At 70.7% G+C, this 19395-nt stretch carries 22 protein-coding genes; 12 read left to right on the forward strand and 10 right to left on the reverse strand.

From position 1 onward, the window contains the following. Positions 1-82: 82 nt before the first annotated feature. Positions 83-475: a DUF805 domain-containing protein gene (locus ACN27F_RS15220; RefSeq protein WP_421434170.1), complete on the reverse strand. Its 393-nt coding sequence runs from the start codon at positions 473-475 to the stop codon at positions 83-85. Between the two features lie 32 nt (positions 476-507). Here ACN27F_RS15220 and ACN27F_RS15225 point away from each other — a divergent pair, with 32 nt between their 5' ends. Then, positions 508-1695 (forward strand): alkaline phosphatase PhoX, encoded by a 1188-nt coding sequence (locus ACN27F_RS15225; RefSeq protein WP_421434171.1) that lies wholly within the window; start codon positions 508-510, stop codon positions 1693-1695. 55 nt (positions 1696-1750) lie between these two features. On the opposite strand, the gene ACN27F_RS15230 is transcribed toward ACN27F_RS15225, so the two are convergent. The 3 genes from ACN27F_RS15230 to ACN27F_RS15240 are packed head-to-tail and all read right to left on the reverse strand — an operon-like array spanning position 1751 to position 6203. Further along, on the reverse strand, positions 1751-3433 hold the full coding sequence (locus tag ACN27F_RS15230; protein ID WP_421434172.1) for a fumarate hydratase: 1683 nt from the start codon (positions 3431-3433) through the stop codon (positions 1751-1753). A gap of 50 nt (positions 3434-3483) precedes the next feature. Then, positions 3484-4905, reverse strand: a complete 1422-nt coding sequence (locus ACN27F_RS15235) for a PQQ-binding-like beta-propeller repeat protein (protein WP_421434174.1) — start codon at positions 4903-4905, stop codon at positions 3484-3486. A 56-nt stretch (positions 4906-4961) separates the two neighbouring features. Next, positions 4962-6203 carry an MFS transporter gene (locus tag ACN27F_RS15240; RefSeq protein WP_421434175.1) on the reverse strand — a complete coding sequence of 414 codons (1242 nt, stop codon included), beginning with the start codon at positions 6201-6203 and terminating at the stop codon, positions 4962-4964. Between the two features lie 145 nt (positions 6204-6348). On the opposite strand from ACN27F_RS15240, the gene ACN27F_RS15245 reads away from it, so the two are divergent. Next, entirely contained in the window at positions 6349-7332 is a 984-nt protein-coding gene (locus ACN27F_RS15245) for a DUF5937 family protein (RefSeq protein ID WP_421434177.1), read from the forward strand. A 61-nt stretch (positions 7333-7393) separates the two neighbouring features. Here the strand turns inward: ACN27F_RS15245 and ACN27F_RS15250 are convergent, their stop codons facing one another. Together ACN27F_RS15250 and ACN27F_RS15255 are read right to left on the reverse strand one after the other, a co-directional pair. Beyond that, positions 7394-7831, reverse strand: a complete 438-nt coding sequence (locus ACN27F_RS15250) for a hypothetical protein (protein ID WP_421434178.1) — start codon at positions 7829-7831, stop codon at positions 7394-7396. Between the two features lie 116 nt (positions 7832-7947). Continuing rightward, positions 7948-8469 carry an Lrp/AsnC family transcriptional regulator gene (locus ACN27F_RS15255; RefSeq protein ID WP_421434180.1) on the reverse strand — a complete coding sequence of 174 codons (522 nt, stop codon included), beginning with the start codon at positions 8467-8469 and terminating at the stop codon, positions 7948-7950. A 130-nt stretch (positions 8470-8599) separates the two neighbouring features. Here ACN27F_RS15255 and hppD point away from each other — a divergent pair, with 130 nt between their 5' ends. Genes hppD through hisC form a run of 3 tightly spaced genes read left to right on the forward strand, consistent with a single transcriptional unit; the run spans position 8600 to position 11907 of the window. Further along, the gene (gene hppD, locus ACN27F_RS15260) at positions 8600-9778 is read left to right on the forward strand and encodes a 4-hydroxyphenylpyruvate dioxygenase (protein ID WP_421434181.1); all 1179 of its coding nucleotides are present in this window, start codon (positions 8600-8602) and stop codon (positions 9776-9778) included. A 58-nt stretch (positions 9779-9836) separates the two neighbouring features. Further along, complete coding sequence (locus tag ACN27F_RS15265) at positions 9837-10814, forward strand: RDD family protein (RefSeq protein WP_421434182.1); 978 nt, start codon at positions 9837-9839, stop codon at positions 10812-10814. Positions 10815-10827: 13 nt separating this feature from the next. After that, the gene (gene hisC / locus ACN27F_RS15270; protein WP_421434184.1) at positions 10828-11907 is read left to right on the forward strand and encodes a histidinol-phosphate transaminase; all 1080 of its coding nucleotides are present in this window, start codon (positions 10828-10830) and stop codon (positions 11905-11907) included. A 35-nt stretch (positions 11908-11942) separates the two neighbouring features. Here the strand turns inward: hisC and ACN27F_RS15275 are convergent, their stop codons facing one another. Together ACN27F_RS15275 and ACN27F_RS15280 are read right to left on the reverse strand one after the other, a co-directional pair. Continuing rightward, entirely contained in the window at positions 11943-13319 is a 1377-nt protein-coding gene (locus ACN27F_RS15275; protein ID WP_421434186.1) for a PQQ-binding-like beta-propeller repeat protein, read from the reverse strand. A 121-nt stretch (positions 13320-13440) separates the two neighbouring features. After that, positions 13441-14403, reverse strand: a complete 963-nt coding sequence (locus ACN27F_RS15280; protein ID WP_421434188.1) for an aldo/keto reductase — start codon at positions 14401-14403, stop codon at positions 13441-13443. A gap of 54 nt (positions 14404-14457) precedes the next feature. On the opposite strand from ACN27F_RS15280, the gene ACN27F_RS15285 reads away from it, so the two are divergent. From ACN27F_RS15285 to ACN27F_RS15310, 6 genes are all read left to right on the forward strand, one after another. Beyond that, positions 14458-14838: a MerR family transcriptional regulator gene (locus tag ACN27F_RS15285; RefSeq protein ID WP_421434189.1), complete on the forward strand. Its 381-nt coding sequence runs from the start codon at positions 14458-14460 to the stop codon at positions 14836-14838. Between the two features lie 71 nt (positions 14839-14909). Next, positions 14910-15440, forward strand: a complete 531-nt coding sequence (locus ACN27F_RS15290; RefSeq protein WP_421434190.1) for a DUF6244 family protein — start codon at positions 14910-14912, stop codon at positions 15438-15440. A gap of 79 nt (positions 15441-15519) precedes the next feature. Continuing rightward, the gene (locus tag ACN27F_RS15295) at positions 15520-15804 is read left to right on the forward strand and encodes a type II toxin-antitoxin system Phd/YefM family antitoxin (RefSeq protein WP_421434191.1); all 285 of its coding nucleotides are present in this window, start codon (positions 15520-15522) and stop codon (positions 15802-15804) included. Positions 15805-15866: 62 nt separating this feature from the next. Further along, entirely contained in the window at positions 15867-16118 is a 252-nt protein-coding gene (locus tag ACN27F_RS15300) for a type II toxin-antitoxin system RelE family toxin (protein WP_421440224.1), read from the forward strand. A 106-nt stretch (positions 16119-16224) separates the two neighbouring features. After that, positions 16225-16620, forward strand: a complete 396-nt coding sequence (locus ACN27F_RS15305; protein ID WP_421434193.1) for a DUF805 domain-containing protein — start codon at positions 16225-16227, stop codon at positions 16618-16620. A 203-nt stretch (positions 16621-16823) separates the two neighbouring features. Next, positions 16824-17636 carry a hypothetical protein gene (locus ACN27F_RS15310; RefSeq protein WP_421434195.1) on the forward strand — a complete coding sequence of 271 codons (813 nt, stop codon included), beginning with the start codon at positions 16824-16826 and terminating at the stop codon, positions 17634-17636. Positions 17637-17747: 111 nt separating this feature from the next. Here the strand turns inward: ACN27F_RS15310 and ACN27F_RS15315 are convergent, their stop codons facing one another. Together ACN27F_RS15315 and ACN27F_RS15320 are read right to left on the reverse strand one after the other, a co-directional pair. Next, on the reverse strand, positions 17748-17948 hold the full coding sequence (locus ACN27F_RS15315) for a DUF397 domain-containing protein (protein ID WP_421434196.1): 201 nt from the start codon (positions 17946-17948) through the stop codon (positions 17748-17750). Continuing rightward, positions 17945-18817 carry a helix-turn-helix domain-containing protein gene (locus tag ACN27F_RS15320; protein ID WP_421434197.1) on the reverse strand — a complete coding sequence of 291 codons (873 nt, stop codon included), beginning with the start codon at positions 18815-18817 and terminating at the stop codon, positions 17945-17947. The genes ACN27F_RS15315 and ACN27F_RS15320 overlap by 4 nt, the downstream gene beginning before the upstream one ends. 370 nt (positions 18818-19187) lie before the next feature. Here ACN27F_RS15320 and ACN27F_RS15325 point away from each other — a divergent pair, with 370 nt between their 5' ends. Next, positions 19188-19325, forward strand: a complete 138-nt coding sequence (locus tag ACN27F_RS15325; protein ID WP_421434198.1) for a hypothetical protein — start codon at positions 19188-19190, stop codon at positions 19323-19325. The last annotated feature ends 70 nt before the right edge of the window (positions 19326-19395 follow it).

Here is a 19395-nt window from a genome sequence, read left to right on the forward strand (position 1 = left end):
GATGCCGATCAGACCCTGCCGCTCGGACCGGGCGGCACCGCCACTCTGGACTGCGCCGGCCCAGACCGGCCGCCGGCCGCCGTCAGCTTGCCCAGCCGGGTGCGGCGTCATACTTCGGGCTGGGACCAAAGCGATTCGGACCGGGCGTGCCGTCCAGTGCGAAGAACACCAGTAGGACGATCGTGCCGATGATCGGGATGATCCCGATCAGGATCCACCAGCCGGAACGGTCGGTGTCGTGCAGCCGGCGCACGCCGACGGCCAGCGACGGCAGCAGCAGCGCCAGAGTAGCGATCAGGCTGAACAGGCCGTTCGACCCGTCGAAGTCGGTGCCCAGCACGACGTCGAGGATCGAGGTCACGATGCTGACCAAAAAGGAGAAGAGGAAGAACCACCAGTACTCGGAGCGGCGGGCCCGCCCGCCGAACCCGACGTACTGCGAAAGCACCGAACGAACGGCTGCGGTGAAGGACATGACGACTCCGGCGTCTCGACGGTCAGCGATGGGTGGCAACAGGGTACGCGGCGGCGGCAACCAGCCCGATCCGCCTTTCAGGACACCCCGACTCTTCGCTGCGATGTCGCCGGTGGCCTTCCCTCGCTTGCCCAGGCGCATCCGGGCCGGAATCACCCGCCGAGGGCCGGGGGTGGCCGTCTCCCCTTCCCGCCGCTGGTGGACGACCCCGACGGCATTCGGGCCCTGCCCGAGGGCTTCAGCTACGCCGTGGTCACCCGGACCGGCGTCACCCGGCTCGACGACGGCCAGGGCGTGACCCCGGCCGAGCACGACGGCATGGCCGTCTACGACGCCGGACGCGGCCGGTACACCACGGCTACGTCTTCGAGGTCCGGGCCGACGGCCACGCGGACCCGAGGCCGATCAGGTGCCTGGGTCGCTACGCCCACGAGGCGCTGGCGATCGACGCCGACCGGACGAAGATCTACCTGTCCGAGGACGCCGACGGACCCAACGGGCTGTTCTACCGCTGGACCGCACCCCGCCGGGTCAAGCTCGGTCCCGGCGTGCTCACCCGGCTCGCCCCGGACGCCGGTGTGCTCGCCGCGATGCAGATCATCATGGACGACGGCTCGGTGCTGCCGGACGTCGCCTACCTGACCTCCGCCCAACTGGGCCGGCCGTTCCCTGTCCGGTGGATCGAGGTGCCGGAGCGCGACGCGCAGACCACGACCGTACGCGAGCAGTTCGCCGACGACGAGGTCACCCGTGGCCGCAAGTTCGAGGGCGTGTGGGGCACCGACCAGGGCGTGTACGTGGTCAACTCGTACGCCTGGGAGGACGGCGACCTGCCGGCGGACGCGGCCCCGCACGACGGCATGGTCTGGTTCTACGACTACCGGGCCGAGACCATCCAGCTGGTGACGTACTTTCCGCACCAGACCACGTCCGAGGAGGGTACGCCGGCGAAATACAGCGACCTGACCTTCGACGGTCCGGACAACGTGACCGTCACCCCGTGGGGCAGCCTGGTGCTCGCCGAGGACGGTTCGGGCGCGTCCCACGTGCTCAGCGCGATCCCGGGCGGCCCGACCTACGCGATCGCCCGCAACCAGCTCAACGACTCGGAATTCTGCGGGCCGACCTTCACCGACGACGGCAAGATTCTCTTCGTCAACATGCAGGACCCCGGCCTCACCCTGGCCATCACCGGCCCGTGGGAGAAGTACCTGAGCTGACCATCGCCAGATTGGACCCCGGCGGGGGTCGGGCGGATCGCCCCGCCTCCGCCGGTCAGCGGCGGCCGACGGTGAGGACAGGTTTGGTGACCTCGGCGTAGAAGTCGTTGCCCTTGTCGTCGACCACGATGAACGCGGGGAAGTCCTCCACCTCGATTTTCCAGATGGCCTCCATGCCCAGCTCCGGGTATTCGAGGACCTCGACGTGCCGGATGCAGTCCTGCGCCAGCCGGGCCGCCGGCCCGCCGATCGAGCCCAGGTAGAAGCCGCCGTGCTCGGCGCACGACCGGGTCACCTGCGCCGAGCGGTTGCCCTTGGCGAGCATGACGTGCGAACCGCCGGCGGCCTGGAACTTCGCCACGTACGCGTCCATCCGCCCGGCCGTGGTCGGGCCGAACGAGCCGGACGCGTACCCCTCGGGGGTCTTCGCCGGGCCGGCGTAGTAGACGGCATGGTCGCGCAGGTACTGCGGCATCGGCTCACCGGCGTCCAGCCGCTCGGCGATCTTCGCGTGGGCGATGTCGCGGGCCACCACCAGCGGACCGGTCAGCGACAGCCGGGTCTTCACCGGGTACTTCGACAACTCGGCGCGAATCTCGGCCATCGGCCGGTTCAGGTCGACCCGGACCACGCCCGCGTCGGCGGACTCGTCGGCGGCGAGGGTCTCGTCGGTGACGTCGGGCAGGAAGCCGGCCGGGTCGGTCTCCAGCTTCTCCAGCCACACCCCGGACGGGGTGATCTTCGCCACCGCCTGCCGGTCGGCGGAGCAGGAGACGGCGATCGCGACCGGACAGGAGGCACCGTGCCGGGGCAGCCGGACCACCCGTACGTCGTGGCAGAAGTACCGCCCGCCGAACTGCGCGCCGATGCCGAACTGCCGGGTCAGCTCCAGCACCTCGGCTTCCAGCTCCAGGTCACGGAAGCCGTGCGCGGTCATGCTGCCGCTGGTCGGCAGGTTGTCCAGGTACTTGGCACTGGCGTACTTGGCGGTCTTGAGCGCGAACTCGGCCGACGTGCCGCCGATGACCACCGCCAGGTGGTACGGCGGGCAGGCGGCGGTGCCGATCAGCCGCAGCTTCTCCTCCAGGAACTGCATCATCCGCGTCGGGTTCAGCAGCGCCTTGGTTTCCTGGTAGAGGTACGACTTGTTGGCCGAGCCACCGCCCTTGGCCATGAACAGGAACTTGTACGCGTCGGGCTGCCCGCCCGGGTCCTCGGCGTACAGCTCGATCTGGGCCGGCAGGTTGGTGCCGGTGTTGCGCTCCTCCCACATGGTGATCGGCGCGAGCTGCGAGTAGCGCAGGTTCAGCTTCGTGTACGCCTGGTAGACGCCGAGCGCGATGGCCTGTTCGTCGGTGCCGTCGGTGAGCACGTGCCGTCCCCGCTTGCCCATCACGATCGCCGTGCCAGTGTCCTGGCACATGGGCAGCACCCCGCCGGCCGCGATGTTCGCGTTGCGCAGCAGGTCGAGGGCGACGAACCGGTCGTTCGGCGAGGCCGCCGGGTCGTCGATGATCGCTCGCAGCTGGGCCAGGTGTGCCGGGCGCAGATAGTGAGCGATGTCATGCATCGCTTCGGCGGTCAGCGCGGTCAGCACCGCCGGGTCGACGGTGAGGAACCGGCGCCCGCCCGGCCCGTGTACGACGTCGACGCCTTCGTCGCTGATCAGGCGGTACTCCGTCTGGTCCGCCCCGAGGGGCAGCAGCGGGGCGTGGGTGAACGGGGCGGCACTGCTCATGAGCGGCAAGCCTAGGCCAGAGCCGGCCCGACCTCCCACCCCCTCCAGGGTCAGCCGTCCTTGCCGGGCAGGGGGCGGCACTCCGGTTGCTTCGGGCCGCCGCAGTTGGGGTCGCCGTCGGGGTCCGGTGGGGCGGCGGGTGCGGTGGTCGGGGTCGGGGTGACCACGCCGGTGAACCGGACGTAGCCGATCTCCCGGCCGTCGCCGAGCACCATGCCGGCCGGGCCGACGGCGAGGACCTCGGCCGACGTACGCAGGTTGACCAGCTCCTTTCCGGTGGCCGGGTCGAGCGCGACGACCCGGTCCGGTTTGCGGTCGACGAGCACCGCCGCGTGCCGGGTGAGCGCCGCCTCGGCGTCGGCGTGGATCGGCCGGCTCCACCGGACGGCGGGCACCGGCAGGGCGTACGCCTGCAGGGTCTCGCCGTCGGCGGAGCGGACCAGGGCGTACCGGTCGTCGACCGCCAGCAGTTCCTGCCCGGCGGCCCCGGTCCACAGCACCCGCCCGTCGTGTGCGTCGAGCACGGTCTCCCGCATGTCGGGGGCGATGCCGGCGAGCACGTTCGGGCCGCCGGTGGGGTCGTGCCGCTGGGCGCAGCCGATGCGTTCGGCGGTACGCAGGTTGATCCCGGTCCGCTGCCAGACCCGTAGCCCGGTCACCGGGTCGTCTGCCTGGACGTTGAAGTAGCAGGCGCCGTCGCGCGGCGTGGCGACCAGGCTGAACACCCGGCCGGCGACGGCCACGATCCGCTCGTGCTGCTCCGGTTCCAGCTCCTGCAGGGCACGCCCGGTGCGGGTTTCGACCAGGTGGATCCGGCCGTCGATCGGGAAGCCGAGCACGGCGGGCATGGTCTGCGGGCCGCCCGCGCCGGCGGCCACGTCCTGGGTTTCCAGTGCCCGGCTGCCGAGCAGTTGCGGGTTGTCGGCGAAGACGACGAACCCGATCCCGGGCAGGTTGCTGCTCCAGCGGGGGGTGCGGCCCCGGGGGTCCCAGGCGGTGAGGGTGCAGTCGCGTGGGCTGGCGCAGCGCACGTCGAGCAGCGCGTTGCGGTACGTCCAGACCGCGACCGCCTCGTCGTCGCTGCGCAGCAGCCCGCCGGTGGCCGGGTTGGTCACCTGGTAGCCGTTGACCAGCAGTTTGCCGTGCACGACGACCTGCTCGCTGCCGTCGCCGGCGACCGCCGCCCAGTCGGCCTTGTGTTCCCAGACCTGGTTGCCGGAGACGAGGCTGCGTCCCTCCACGGTGGTACGGTGCTCGACGATCACGGCCCGGTCGGTGATGGTGACGCTCTGCGGTGTACCGCCGACCCGCTGTTGCCAGGTGACGTCCGGGTCGGCGAGTGGTTGGCTGCGGTTGATCCAGTCCCACAGGCCGGGGAACGGGTTCCAGACGTTGGTGGCGGCCAGCACGATGACCACGACCAGCGCGAAGGCCAGGTAGCACTTCACGCACGGCGCGCTCCCCTTCGCCATCGGGCCACCGTAACCGGGCTGAGGCGCCGGACAGCCTCCTGACCGAAATACACCTTTTAGGCGTGTCGGGGTACATTCATGCGCGGTACCCGGAGTACCCGCCACAGCGCCAGCGTCGCGGCCAGCGACAACGCACCGAACCCGGCCATCACCAGCCCCGGGTCGAGCCACTCCGCGGCCAGCCCGGCCGCACCGGCGGCCAGCCCCTGCCCGGTCATCATCCCCATGTGGGACAGGCCGAACGCCTGGCCGCGCCGGTCCACCGGCGCCGCGTCCAGGAACCGCCGGGCCAACCCCAGGTGGTACGAGAACCCGAACGTCGCGGCGGCGAACAGCACCGCCGCCAGCACCAGCGCGAGGTCGGCGACGAAGGCCAGCATCGGCACGCCGAGCAGCAGCGCCAGCCACGGGGTCAGCTTCTCCCGCCGGGCCGGCGCCGCCAGCCGCCCGACGACCAGGTCACCGAGCAGCATCCCGGCCGCACCGGCCATGAACAGCACGCCAGCTCCCTCACCACCGGCGTACGGCACCATCACCCCCTCCGCGCCGACCAGCAGCGACCCGGGCAGCCAGTGGGCCAGCAGCAGATCGCGCACCGACCGGTCGGCCAACAACTGTCCGTTCACCCGCCAGGTCTCCCGAACCGCGCCGCCGGTGCCGATCGTGCGCGGCGGTCGGTCGGCCAGCCCGAACCGGATCAACGCCGCCGAGATCAGGCAGGTCGCCGCGGTCACCCAGAGCGCGCCGTACGCCCCCAGCAGGCCGATCAGCGCGCCGCCGACGGCGAACCCGAGCACCTGGGTGGCGCCGGCGGTGATGGTGAACAGGGCCCGACCGAGCACGTACCCGTCACCGCTGAGCAGGTCGGGTAGCAGGGCGGTCCGGGTGGCCATCGCCACCGGCGACGCCAGTCCGATGCAGAACACCAGCGCGAGCGCGCCGCCCGGCGGCAGCACCCCGAGCGCCAGCACCCCCGCCGTGGCCAGCCGGATCAGGTCGTAGCCGACCATGATCCGCCGTGGCCGCCACCGGTCGGCGTACGCCAGCAGGAACATCCCGCCGATCACGCTGGGCAGAAACCCGGCGACGTACGCCAGCGCGGCCAGCAACGGCGAGCCGGTGCGCTCGAAGACGAGCACGCTCAGCGCCAGCATCTTCACCGTCTCGCCGATCATGTAGATGCCGAAGCTGGCGAACAGCGCCCGGAATTCGACAACGGCGAACAGGTCGCGGAAGGTCGCCCGCTCACCCGGCGACGGTCCGTCCGGCCGACTGATGGGAGCACTGGTGCTGGTCACCGGCAAAGCATGCGACCGACCGGCGACCGGCGGTAACCTTTCGGCCTGGAACGAAAGTAGCGGCGCGAAAGCAGCAGCGCGAAGGTAGCGGGCGCGAAGGTAGCGGGCGCGGGAGTTCGGTGACGGCGAGTGCGGAGCGCGGACGATGTGGATCAAGGTGACCCCGACCGACGTCGCCGCCAGCCGGTACGCCATCTCACCGATCGGCGAGACGATGGCGGCACTGCGGCTGTTCGCCGGGGCGCACCCGGCCGGACCACTGCTGCCCTGGGTGCACCGGCACCGCGACCGCTACCTCGCGCTGCGCCAGGCGCAGCCCGGCATCGTGGCGATCCGGGCGCTGTACCGCCGGCACGGCTACAGCGCGGATTTCATCCAGCCGCCACCGGCCGGGGTGGGGCTCACCTTCGCCGAACAGCTCGCGGTGGTCCGGGCCACCCCGTTGCCGCAGGCACACGACGAGATCGCTCGTAGCCTGGCCGGCCGCCGCCCGCCCAGTGGGACGGTGCGGCGCCTACTCGACGCCGATGACGTGGTGGACCGGCTCGCCGACGCGATCGACGCGGCCTGGCGGACGCTGATCGCGCCGGACTGGCCGAGGCTGCGCGGCATCCTGGAACGGGACGTGGTCTACCGGGCAGGCCGGTTGACCGCGTACGGCTGGAGTTCGGCCCTGGCCGATCTCGACCCGCGGCTGAGTTGGGCGGCGTCCGAGGCCACCATCGCGGTGACCGGCTTCGCCGCCGAATCACACCACCTCGGCGGCGAGGGGCTGCTGTTCGTACCGACGGTTTTCGGCACCCTGAGCCTGCATCTGGACCCACCGTGGCCGTACGCGATCGGCTACCGCGCCCGCGGCGTGGCCGACCTGTTCGGCCCGCCGCCCGCCGGTCGGGCCGCCGACGGCCTGGACCGGCTGATCGGGCCGACCCGGGCCGCGGTGCTGCGCGCCCTGGCCGTGTCGGCGACGACCAGCCAACTCGTCGCCCATCTCGGCATCGGTCTGGGCACCGCTGGTGATCATCTCGCGGTGCTGCGCGACGCCGGCCTGGTACGCCGGGCCCGCGCCGGCCGGGCGGTGCGCTACGAGCGGACCGCGCTCGGCGACGCGCTGTGTGCCGACGGATGACCGGGCACCGGCCGGCGGGGTGCCGCGCCGGGTCCCGTCCGGCGCGGCACCCCGCGGACGGTCAGTAGACGGAGTACGTGGTGCTGCAGTTGATCGGCAGGCTCAACCAGTTGATCCCGCCCCATGGCGTCGGTACGCCGTAGCTGAGCACCGCCGACCCGCTGATGTAGACACTGGCACCGTTGTTGCGGATCGACGCGCTGGCCACCTGGTTGCTCTCCTCCACGCCGAGCGTGAAGCCGACCAGTTCGGTACGGGCGTTGGTGGCCGACTCGATCCACCGGTAGCTGCTGCCGGCGACCTGCGCCACGGTGACGTCGGCTTTGACCCGCCAGTACTGACCCACCCCGGTCGTCCACTCACAGCCACGGGTGGTGGTGACCCGGACGATGGTCTGGGCGGACGCCGGTGGTGCCACCACGGCGGTCGCGCCGAACGCGAGCGTGACGGCGCCGACGACGGCGAGCAGCCGGCGGACGATTGCTGATCTTACGGGCATGTTTCCTCCCTGTCGGTAACTGCCCAACCCACCGTAAGAACGTCGCCGCGCTCCGCAAGCCACCCTTTGTTCGATCGACAGTGGTCAACGCGGGGACAACCCGACCAGCAGCGCGATCAATCCGGTCCGCCGATCATCGGGCCGCGCCGCGTGCCGGTGGCGGCGGACCGCACCAACGGCATGATCCGGTACGGGATCTGCTCGGCGAGCGCGATGATCGTCGAAGCCCGGCGGATCCCGGCGTTGGCCAGGATCTGGTCCAGCACCCGCTGCAGGTCGCTGTTGGATCGCGCGACGATCCGGCAGAGCAGGTCACCGGACCCGGTGATCGTGTGCGCCTCCAGCACCTCGGGGATACCGCGCAGGTGCTCCGCCACCGGTTCGTGCCCGTGCCGCTGGCCGATCTCCAGCGTCACGAACGAGGTCACCGCGAACCCGATCGCGGCCGGCGCCACCTGCGGCCCGAAGCCCTGGATGACGCCACGGGCGACGAGTTTGTCCAGCCGGGCCTGAACCGTTCCCCGGGCCACCCGCAGCCGACGCGAGCACTCGAGTACGCCGATCCGCGGCTCCGCGTCGAGCAGGGCGATCAGCTCAGCGTCAAGCTGATCTAGCTGGACATTCTGCGCAGCATCCATGCCGGGCAACCGTACCTGATGGGCAGAGTGGCCAGCCGGAATCGCAACAGTTGCTCAGCCACGGTCGGTGCCCTGATCCTGCGGATACCGGCCCGATCGGCCGAATTGGCCCGGCCACGAAGGGACGACCATGAGCTACCTGACCGAATCCCGCTCCACATCCCGCTCCACCCGCGTCGACGACGTCAGCGACCCGTTCCCGGTGCACGGTGTCGACCACCTCGCTTTCCTGGTCGGCAACGCCAAGCAGGCGGCGCACTACTACTCCACGGCGTTCGGCATGAGCTGCGTGGCGTACCGGGGCCCGGAACAGGGCTACCGCGACCACGCCGAGTACGTGTTGACCAGCGGCGCGGCCCGGTTCGTCGTGCGCGGCCCGGTACGCGCCGGTGCTCCCGGCGCCGAGCACGTCACCCGGCACGGCGACGGCGTGCTCGACATCGCGCTGGCCGTACCCGACGTCGACACCGCGTACGCGCACGCGCTGGCCCAGGGCGCGACCGGCCTTGCCGCCCCGTCCGACAGCGTCGACGCCAACGGCACGGTGCGCACCGCGACCATCGCCGCGTACGGCGAGACCCGGCACACCCTGATCGACCGGTCCCGCTACGACGGCTCGTTCATGCCGGGCTTCGTGCGTCGCGACCCGATCGTCGACCGCGCTCCGATGATCGAGGCCGGACTGCAGCCCAAGCGCTTCTTCCAGGCCGTCGACCATGTGGTCGGCAACGTCGAACTCGGTCGGATGGACGAGTGGGTCGAGTTCTACCAGCGGGTCATGGGTTTCACGAACATGGCCGAGTTCGTCGGCGACGACATCGCGACCGACTACTCCGCGCTGATGAGCAAGGTCGTCGCGAACGGCAGCCGCAAGGTCAAGTTCCCGCTCAACGAGCCGGCCGTGGCCCGGCGCCGCTCGCAGATCGATGAATACCTGGAGTTCTACGGCGGTCCCGGCGTCCAGCACGTCGCGTTGGCCACCAACGACATCCTGGCCACCGTCGACGCGATGCGCGCCGCGGGCGTCGAGTTCCTCGACACGCCGGACTCGTACTACGACGACCCGGCCCTGCGCGCCCGCATCGGCCAGGTCCGGGCACCGATCGGCGAGTTGAAGGCGCGCCGCATCCTGGTCGACCGGGACGAGGACGGCTACCTGCTGCAGATCTTCACCAAGCCGGTGCAGGACCGGCCCACGGTCTTCTTCGAGCTGATCGAGCGGCACGGCTCGCTCGGCTTCGGCAAGGGCAACTTCAAGGCGCTGTTCGAGGCGATCGAGCGGGAGCAGGAGAACCGCGGCAACCTGTGACCTGCCCGGGCGGGCGCGGTCGTTAAGGTGCGAGGGTGAGCATCGCGGAGACCGTACGGTGAGTTCCATCCCGCCCGGCTGGTACAAGGATCCTGCCGAGCCGACGACCCAACGGTACTGGGACGGCGGCGGATGGATCGGCGCCCCGTTGCCGGCGGACGCGACCCCGCCGGACGGTCCGCCGCCCCGGCAGGCCCCACCGGACAGCCCGCAGGCCCCAGCGGACAACCCACCGGCCCCGCAAACGTCGCCGGCCACCCGGGCCGCTCCGCCGGTCAACGGGATCGGCACGCCACCGGCCGGTGGATGGACGCCGTACCCGTACCCACCGCCGGGCACGCACCCGCGGTCCGGGCAGCCCGCGCACCCCGAGCAGCCCGGGCCGACCCAGCCGGGGTGGCCGCCCTACCACATGCCGCCGCCGCAACCACGACCGCACGGGATGGCACTGGCGCCGTTCGGTGCGCGACTCGTCGCCCGGCTGATCGACATCACCGCGGTGCTGCTGCTGAACATCGCCATCAACGGCTGGTTCGTGTGGCAGTTTCTGATGGAGAGCTGGCCGACGTTCGCGGAGATCTTCCGTCGGTCGTTGGCGAACGACCGCTCCACCGACGGCATTCCGCAGTTGACCGAGCGCGCGGCCAACCTGCAGCTGACGATCATCCTGCTGGCCGCAGCCATCTGGTGGGCCTACGAGGTGCCGGCGACCGCGAACACCGGTCAGACCCTCGGCAAGCGGCTGACCCGGCTCAAGGTCGTCACGGTGGAGCCGGACGGCCGGTTCGGGTTCGCCCGGTCGTTCCGCCGGTGGAACACCCTCGGCCTGCCGACCTTGCTCTGGTTCTGCTGTGTCGGCTTTGTCCTGCAGTTGATCGACTGTGTCTTCCTCCTGTTCGACCGGCCGCTGCGGCAGGCTCTCCATGACAAGTCCGCCCAGACGGTCGTGGTGCAGTTACCCACCAGGCCGGCGTCCGCCGCCGGTACCGGCGGCGGCGCCCCTGGCAGTCATGACACCCCCGCGAGCTCCGCATGACAGGAGACCCCCGATGTCCCTCGGCCTGACCCGTACCGACCTCGACTCGCTGCCCAACTACGTACCGGGACGCAGCCCGGTGGACCTCGCCCGGGAACTCGGTCTGCCCGAGGCGATCAAGCTCGCCAGCAACGAGGTGCCGTACGGGCCGCTGCCCGGCGTGGCCGAGGCGGTGGCCGCCGCGGTGGCCGTCACGCACCGCTACCCGGACATGGGAGTACTGGAGTTGCGGGCGGTGCTGGCCCGCCGGCTCGGGGTCGACGCCGAGCGAATCGTCACCGGCTGCGGCTCGGTCGCACTGTGCGAACACCTGGTACGGGCCGCCTGCCTGCCCGGCGACGAGGTCGTCTACTCGTGGCGGTCCTTCGAGGCGTACCCGATCATCGCCGCGACCACGGCGGCGAGCAGCCGGCGGGTGCCGAACACCGCGACCCACGGTCACGATCTGCCGGCGATGGCCGCCGCGATCACCGGGCAGACCCGGATCGTGTTGGTGTGCAACCCGAACAACCCGACCGGCACCAGCGTGCGTCGCGCCGAACTGGACCGTTTCCTCGACACCGTGCCGAACGACGTGCTCGTGGTGCTCGACGAGGCGTACCGCGAGTTCGTCACCGACGACCAGGTGCCCGACGGGCTGGCCGCCTACGGTGACCGGCCCAACGTGGTGGTGCTGCGGACGCTGTCCAAGGCGTGGGGGCTGGCCGGGTTGCGGGTCGGTTACCTCGTCGCGCATCCCGAGGTGGCCGCGGCGGTACGCAAGGTGGCCACCCCGTTCGGCACCAGTGCCCTCGCCCAGGCGGCGGCGCTGGCCGCGCTGGACCAGGGCGACGAGGTACGCCGTCGGTGTGACCTGGTGATCGCCGAGCGTTCCCGGGTCACCGAGACGCTGCGCAAGCTGGTGCCGGAGGTGCCGGAAAGCCAGGCCAACTTCGTCTGGCTGCCGCTGGGTGAGCGGGCGGCGGCGTTCGGCGCGGTCTGCGAGTCACGCGGGGTGATCGTGCGACCGTTTCCCGGCGACGGGGTCCGGGTCACCATCGGTACGCCGACCGAGAACGATGCCTTCCTGGTCGCCGCGGAATCCGCCCTCTGACGTCGGACTCCGGCGGCACTCGTCATCGGCATCGCTCAGGTGTTGGCCAGGATCACGGTCTCCTGCAGGCGGTAGTAGCGGCCGTCGTCGGCGTCCGGATCGACCGGCAGCCGTAGCCGCTCGATCGCCACGAAGCCGCTCTGCGCGTAGACGTAGCCGGGTGCCCAGTCGGTGATCCGCTCACTCGGCATGATCAGGACGAATCTGGATAGTTCCGCCCCGCTGCCGGAGTCCAGGGTGATCAACTGCCGGTCCCCGGTGAGCAGGTGGGCCTGCCCGGGCTGCACGGCGATCAGCCGGGCACCGTCGCCGTCCGGTGCCCGCCGCGCCGGTGCGTCGGTGCGCCACACCGGCACACCGGTGCGCGCCGAGTTCGCCACGACCTCACCGGAGCCTGGGTCCTGCCCGATCGCCAGCCCGTCGACCAGCATCGTGTCAACCGGGTCGAGCGGCGGCGCCGGCACCGGATCCGGGCCGTCGACCAGCCAGCCACGCGACTCGCCCGCACCGGTGGTCCGTAGGCCGGCACAGTGGGAACGGGCGACGGTGCAGCCGAGCGGTTCCACCGCCAGCCCCGGGCCGGCGCCCTCCGGCTGCCAGGTCTGGGCGAGCTGGCCGGTCGACAGGTCGTACAGCTCAAGTGTCGGGGGCGCCGCACAGCCGTTGACCAGCGCGAGCTGGCCGCCGGTGGTGGTGAAGCCGGCAGCACGGCAGGCGTCGCCCTGACCGGGCAGCTCGGTACGCCACAGTTCGCGACCGGTGGCCAGGTCGACACCGAGCACCTGCGACTCACCACGGGCCACCACCAGCCTCCGGCCGTCGGCGGTGGTGCCGGTATGCAGTCCGGACGGGGCGTAGACGGTCTGCGCCCCGGTACGCCGGCCGGCGTACTCGCTCTGGCCGGGCACCGGGCCGGCGACCCGCCAGGAGACCTCGCCGGTACGGGCGTCGATCGCGACGATCTCCCCGTCGGACCAGCGGCTGGTCACCGTCGTGCCGGCGGCGGCGACGCCGATCAGCTGTTGCGGCCAACGCCGGAACGACCAGGCGGGGGTCGCCTGGGTGCGCATGTCGATCGGGCCGTCCGCCCGCATCTGCCGGGTCGTCGCGTACACCCGCAACCGGCCGTCGACCAGTAGCGGCGCGGCGGACAGCCGGGCGACCGGGCCCGGTTCGGCTGCCGGCGGGGTCGGCAGGTACCCGGCCGGGGTGACCACCTCCGCCGGGGCGAGGACCCGGTACGCGATGACCGCCACGACGCCGAGAACCAGCAGACCGGCCACCACCGCGGCGGTGACCAGTTGCCAACGCGGCCGGCCGCGCCAGCGCCAGCGGCGGCGGCTGGCCGCGCCCGCGCCACCGGTCGGCGCCACACTGCCGGCTGCGCCCGTACCGCTCGCTGGCTCACCCATCGGCGCACCTCCTACCGCACCCTACCGAACCGGACAGCAGAAGACCGGTCCTACGCCGGCGGCGAGCGGGGGGCACGGTGCCGGCACGTGGGTGACACGGTCCGCCAGCGGCGCTGCCGAGTCAGCCGGCGACGTCCAAGCGGGCTTGGTGCTCCTCGGTGAGGACCAGCGCGACGCCGTCGAGCGCCGCGTCGAGCTGGTACAGCTTGCTGCCGCCCAGGATCGGGCGGATGCCCTGCGCCACCAGCCAGGCGAGCACCACCTGCCCGCGCGTCGCGCCGGTGCCCCGGGCGACCTCGTCGAGCGCCGCGAGCCGGCGCACGGTGCCCGGATGGTCGTACACCGGCGGGATCGGCTTGGCCGGATCGTCGTACCCGCCGGACAGCAGCGGGGTGTAGGCCCAGGTCTCCATTCGGTACGCCGCGGCGATGTCCCGTTGCTCGTCGCTGAGCAGTCCGAACGGGTGGATCACCCCGTCCGGGCGGGTGCCGGGGCGGGCCCGCAGATAGGTGGCGTTCAACTGCAGGGCGTCGATCGGCGAGCTGCCGGTGGCGACGGCGTGGGCGCGGGCCCGCTCGACCCGCCAGGCCGGATGGTTGGACGCGCCGACCCGGCGTACGGCGCCGGTCGCGACCAGATAGGTGACCGCGTCGACGGTTTCCTCGATCGGTGTGGCCCGGTCCTCCTGGTGCAGCCAGAGCAGGTCGACATGGTCGACACCCAGCCGTTGCCGGCTACCGGCGAAGGCGTCGTGGATGGCACGGCGGGTCAGCCCGGCCCGGTGGCGCGGCCACGACCCGGCCCACAGCGGCTCGGCACCGACCTTGGTCGCGATGCGCACCCGCTCCCGTACGCCGGGGCGGGCCGCGAGCCACCGCCCGATGACCCGCTCGCTGGCCCCACCCCGGCCGTCCGGGCTGGCCCAGAACGCGTAGCAGTCGGCGGTGTCGATCCACTCGCCGCCGCGCTCGACGAACCGGTCGAGCAGGGCGAACGAGGTCTTCTCGTCGATGCGGGTGCCGAACATCATCGCGCCCAGGACCAGCGGAGAGGCCGGTGCCGACGTGCTGTTCTCGTACGTCATGCGTCCACCCTGCGTCCTGGAGTGCGCTCCAGGTCAAGCGGTACCGTCGGCGGTATGACGGCCTACTCACCTGCCGAGGCGGCGGCCCGGTCCGGCTTTTCGATCGACACGCTGCGCTACTACGAACGGGAAGGCATCCTGTCGCCGGTCGCCCGCAACGCCGGCGGGCGCCGCGTCTACAGCGACGACGACCTGGGCATGCTCGACTTCCTGCGCTGTCTGCGGGACACCGGGATGCCGATCGAACGGCTGCGCCGCTACGGCGAGCTGTGCCGCGACCCACAGACCATTCCGGAGCGGATCGCGCTGCTGCGCGAGCACGCGGACGCGGTCGAGCAGCAGATCGAACAGCTGCACCGCTGGCGGGCCCGCCTCGATGAGAAGCTCACCTGGTACCACGGCCAGGCGGCAGACACGACCGCAGCCGAGGGCTAGTCTGCCGGCTTTTCCGCCTACCACCCCGCACCATGGGAAACAGCAGCTCAGACGGGGTGAGGAGAGCGATCGTGGCAGCACCGGTGGACAGCGTCGGCAATGATCTGCAGGCGATGCGGGCGGGCGTCGAACGGACCCGGACGGCCGCTGCGGCGGCCCAGCAGGAGGCCGAGCGGGTCGCCGGTCAGGCGGCGGCCAGCGGCTTCAGCGGCATCGTGGCCGGCATGATCCAGGTACGCAACACGCTGAAGGAGTTGCAGGCCGGGCTGACCGGAACCACCGGCACGCTCGACGAGGCGGCGGCCACGGTGGTGCCGGTGCCGAGGGAGCCGTCACCGGCGGAGGTGCTGGCCACGCTGGGTCGGGCCGGCGACAAGCTGCGCGCCATCCAGGACGGGATCGGCGCGGCCGCCGCGAAGGCCGACGAGGCGGCGACGCTGGTGGCGCGGGTGCTGCAGGGTGGCGACCCGGCCCAGCTGCTCGGTGCGCTCGGCACCGTCAAGGAGACCTTGGCGGCGGTACGGCAACGGGCCGGCACCGTCGACGAGTCGCTGGCCGCTGCCGCCACCACCGCCCGCCAGGTCGGTAACCCCGGCCTCTGACCTACGCCGCTGCGGCATGTTCATGCCAGAGCGGAGCTATCAATAGCCAGAATTCTGACCGGTCACTAGAATGGCCCCCATGGAGACCATCCCGATAACCGAGGCCAAGGCCCGGATCGCCGAACTCGCCGACAGGGTCGCCCGAGAACACGACCACTTCACCATCACCCGCAACGGCCGCGCCGACGTCATGCTGATCTCGGTAGCCGAGTACGAGTCGATGCGGGAAACACTCGACCTGCTCTCCGACGACGAAGCCCTCGCAGATCTACGCCAATCCCGGGAGGACTTCGCCTCCGGCGACACCTTCTCGATGGACGAGGTTCGCGGCGAGTTGGAGCGACGTAGCAACAGAGCAGCCTGATGCCTCCCTTGGGCTCACAAGCGGACGACAGCACCGGCGAACCGCCCGGCCCGTACACGGTGATGTTCTCCCGCCAGGCACGCCGCAACCTGCACGAGAACCTGCCGCTGGAGGTGGCGGTCGCCGCGACGGAGACCGTCCAGCGGTCGATCGCCGTCAACCCTTATCGGGCCGGCAAGCCGCTCGACGAGCCCTTCGATGGTTTCCACTCCGCCCGGCGCGGCACCTACCGGATCATCTACCGGATCAACGAGGCCAAGCGGGTCGTCGAGATCCAGTCGATCCGCCACCGACGCGACGCCTACCGCTCGTGAAACCTGGGTCTCGAGAGTGACGTGCGCTTAGGTAGGCAAAATCCACTTGTGACAGTCTCCTACCCTGAGTGTCACGGATCGCTCCGCTTGAGACGCTGGAGGCGTCATGTCCTTTGCCGCTGCGGTTCGCTCGGTTCTCTCCCAGTACGTCGGGTTCAGCGGGCGGGCCCGCCGCTCCGAGTACTGGTGGTTCGCCCTCTTCTCCTTCCTCGTCAGCATCGTGACCTCGGTCCTCGACACCGCGCTGGGCACCGACTTCGAGGACTCCACCAACGGCGTCATCGGCCTGATCGTCAGCCTGGCGCTGTTGCTGCCGTCGTTGGCGGTCACCGTACGCCGGCTGCACGACACCGACCGGTCAGGCTGGTGGATCCTGATCGGGCTGATCCCGATCATCGGCTGGATCGTCCTGCTGGTGTTCTACGTGCAGAACGGCACGCCCGGCCCGAACCGCTTCGGCCCCGACCCCAAGGACGTCGCCGGGTTCGGGTCAGCCGTCTGACGCCTGCGACAGCGTCGACGATGTGCGGCTGAGATACCCATCCCGCGCGCCGATAGGTATCTCAGCCGCACATCGTGACCTCAGCGCAGGTGCGGGCGCGGTCAGACGGTGAGGGCGCCGCCCTTGGTGGCGGTGATGCAGGCGGACCAACTCGCCGGGGAGATCTGCAGGTCCGGCCCAACTACGCGATCAGGGTCAACCGGGTGATCAGCGGCTACATCGAGGTCAAGGAACCCTCGGTGGCGATCGACCCGGCCAAGTTCCGCAAACGCAACCGCGAGCAGTGGGAACGCCTGCGCGATCTGCCCAACCTGCTCTACACCAACGGCCACAGCTGGGCGCTGTTTCGCAGCGGCGAACAGGTCGGCGAGACGGCGTACCTGGCCGGCGACCTCGCCACGGCCGGCCGCCGGCTGATCGTGCAGGACGCCGCATTCAAGCAGGTGTTACGGGACTTCCTCTCCTGGCACCCAGCGCCGGTGCGCTCGGTCGCGCAGTTGGTCCGGTCGATCGCGCCGCTGTGCCGACTGCTACGCCACGAGGTCCTGGACCGGATGGGGCGGGAGGCGACCGGCATCCGCGCCGGCCAGGCCAAGGAGGAGCAGCCGTTCACGATGCTGGCCGACGAATGGCGGCGGCTGCTGTTCCCCACGATCGACGACCACGCCTACGCCGACGCGTACGCCCAGACGGTCACGTTCGCGTTGCTGCTGGCCCGGTCGGAGGGCATCGACCTGGAGAAGCTGACCCTGCACGAGGTCGGCGGCAAGCTGGGCAACACCCACTCGCTGATGGGGCGGGCGCTGCAACTGCTGACCGACAACATCGAGCAGCAGTGCCGGGTCAGTGTCGACCTGCTGATCAGGGCGATCAACGCCGTCGACTGGCCGCGCATCGGTTCTCACCGTGAAGGAGCTGACCGCCACCGGGGTCCTGCCGGTGCCAGCGGTAGCCCGCACGCCGCACCGGCAGCCAGCACCCACCGAGGACACCACCCAGGGCTCGCTCTTCGGTGATGAGATGCAGAGTTGAAGCGGTGACGCCGACGCGAGGCTGAGATACGTATCCCGTTTGCTGTTAGGTATCTCAGCCTCACATCGTGGCAGTCAGCGCAGGTGCGGGCGCGGTCAGACGGTGAGGGTGCCGCCCTTGGTAGCCGTGATGAAGGCGGACCAGCTCGCCGGGGAGATCACCAGCACCGGCCCGGCCGGGTCCTTGGAGTCGCGTACGCCGACCACCCCGCCCAACCCGTCGGCCACCTCGACGCAGTGGCCCTGAGCGTTGGAGCGGCTGCTCTTCCGCCAGGTAGCGGTAGAGAGGTCGATCATGACTCGTACTCCTTTGCGGTCCGGGCGAGGAGGTCACGCGTCGCGGCCTGACCCAGCGCGGCGGCGGTCAGGTCATCGAAGGCCATCGTATAGCGCTCGGCCTCGTCGGGACGGTCGAGATAGAGGGCACCGGTGAGGCCCTCGACGTAGACGGTGGTCGGCTCCAGCTCAGCGGGGAAGTCGAGCATCACAAAGCTGCCAGTCAGAGATCCGCTGTGGACACCGGCGCTGAACGGGATCAGTCGGATCGAGACGTTCGGTAGTTCGTCGACCTGGATCAGCCGGCGCAGCTGGGCGGCCATCACCGCCCCGGAGCCGACCGGGCGACGGATTGCTGCCTCGTCCAGCAGGATGTCGAACCGGGGTAGATGCGGCTCCATCCGGGTGAGCAGCTTTGCACGCTGCAGCCGTGCCGCCACCCGCTGCTCGATGACCTCGGGCGACAGGCGCAGCGGGTTGCGCGTGAACACCTCGGTCGCGTACTCGCGGGTCTGCAATGGGCCGGAGATGAGGTCGACGTGGTACTCGCGGAGGTGGGAGGCGGCCTCCTCAAGGCCGATGAACAGCTCGAACCAGGACGGGATGCTGGCGTAGTCGTGCCACCAGCCCTTCTCCTTGGTCTTCGGAGCCAGCGCGGCCAGCGCCTCGATGGTCTTCAGGTCAGCGCCGTACAGCTCGCAGAGCAGCACCACGTCCTCGGCGCGGATCGGCACCTCACCGCGCTCCATCCGCAGCAGCTTGGTCGCCGACCAGTCCAGCTCCCGAGCCGCCGTGGTCTGCGGGACCCGGGCCAGCCGCTCCCGCAGCCGACGCAGCTCCCGACCGAGCTGGCGTCGCGGTACCGAAGAGTTCAACAGGGCCGAGGACATTGGTGTCACCTCCTGGAATTGATCACCTGCGGATTGATCATGCACGTCTGGCAGGTCAACTCTCGGTCGACCGAGGTCTATTCGACTGACTGGCCATATCTCTACCACATGGCCCCGACACTGTTGCGTTGGCGCAGATTGACCGACAGACTCTTTTCCGTTCGGGAACGGGATCGAAGCGCCGCAAATCGGCGCTGACCTTTCGTCGACGAATACGGCATGACCAATCGGTGGGCCGGCAAACCATCCGAACGGTCAGCACCGTTCTCCCCAATCAGGCGTGGCGGCCGGCACGGCACCCCCGAGCCGCCCGGCCGCCACGCCGCCGGAGAAACCCCAGCTCACCACGCTTATGCGAGAGGGTGAAGCGATGTCGTCGATCGGCTTCGGGATCGCCATGATCAGCTCCGCCATGATCGGATTTCTCGCCGGTCTGCTGAGCTTCAAGGTGAAGAGCCGCTGGTGTCCGGACTGCGGAGCGATGACCTACCCGCAGCCGCCACCCTGACCGCTGGCGTAGACACCAACGCCACAGCACCACCGGCCTACATGCAATTTCCACGGCGGCCAGTGAAACC

Source organism: Solwaraspora sp. WMMB335, from assembly GCF_049179075.1.
In the GTDB taxonomy this organism is placed as follows: Bacteria; Actinomycetota; Actinomycetes; order Mycobacteriales; family Micromonosporaceae; genus Micromonospora_E.

Bases quoted from the DNA above. Each gene is read 5' to 3' on its own strand.
- hppD (WP_421434181.1), top strand. From the start codon at position 8,600: ATGAGCTACCTGACCGAATCCCGCTCCACATCCCGCTCCACCCGCGTC.
- ACN27F_RS15300 (WP_421440224.1), top strand. From the start codon at position 15,867: ATGTTCTCCCGCCAGGCACGCCGCAACCTGCACGAGAACCTGCCGCTG.
- ACN27F_RS15275 (WP_421434186.1), bottom strand. From the start codon at position 13,319: ATGGGTGAGCCAGCGAGCGGTACGGGCGCAGCCGGCAGTGTGGCGCCG.
- ACN27F_RS15280 (WP_421434188.1), bottom strand. From the start codon at position 14,403: ATGACGTACGAGAACAGCACGTCGGCACCGGCCTCTCCGCTGGTCCTG.
- ACN27F_RS15245 (WP_421434177.1), top strand. From the start codon at position 6,349: ATGTGGATCAAGGTGACCCCGACCGACGTCGCCGCCAGCCGGTACGCC.
- ACN27F_RS15250 (WP_421434178.1), bottom strand. From the start codon at position 7,831: ATGCCCGTAAGATCAGCAATCGTCCGCCGGCTGCTCGCCGTCGTCGGC.
- ACN27F_RS15230 (WP_421434172.1), bottom strand. From the start codon at position 3,433: ATGAGCAGTGCCGCCCCGTTCACCCACGCCCCGCTGCTGCCCCTCGGG.
- ACN27F_RS15320 (WP_421434197.1), bottom strand. From the start codon at position 18,817: ATGTCCTCGGCCCTGTTGAACTCTTCGGTACCGCGACGCCAGCTCGGT.
- hisC (WP_421434184.1), top strand. From the start codon at position 10,828: ATGTCCCTCGGCCTGACCCGTACCGACCTCGACTCGCTGCCCAACTAC.
- ACN27F_RS15220 (WP_421434170.1), bottom strand. From the start codon at position 475: ATGTCCTTCACCGCAGCCGTTCGTTCGGTGCTTTCGCAGTACGTCGGG.
- ACN27F_RS15235 (WP_421434174.1), bottom strand. From the start codon at position 4,905: ATGGCGAAGGGGAGCGCGCCGTGCGTGAAGTGCTACCTGGCCTTCGCG.
- ACN27F_RS15305 (WP_421434193.1), top strand. From the start codon at position 16,225: ATGTCCTTTGCCGCTGCGGTTCGCTCGGTTCTCTCCCAGTACGTCGGG.
- ACN27F_RS15325 (WP_421434198.1), top strand. From the start codon at position 19,188: ATGTCGTCGATCGGCTTCGGGATCGCCATGATCAGCTCCGCCATGATC.
- ACN27F_RS15255 (WP_421434180.1), bottom strand. From the start codon at position 8,469: ATGGATGCTGCGCAGAATGTCCAGCTAGATCAGCTTGACGCTGAGCTG.
- ACN27F_RS15295 (WP_421434191.1), top strand. From the start codon at position 15,520: ATGGAGACCATCCCGATAACCGAGGCCAAGGCCCGGATCGCCGAACTC.
- ACN27F_RS15285 (WP_421434189.1), top strand. From the start codon at position 14,458: ATGACGGCCTACTCACCTGCCGAGGCGGCGGCCCGGTCCGGCTTTTCG.
- ACN27F_RS15315 (WP_421434196.1), bottom strand. From the start codon at position 17,948: ATGATCGACCTCTCTACCGCTACCTGGCGGAAGAGCAGCCGCTCCAAC.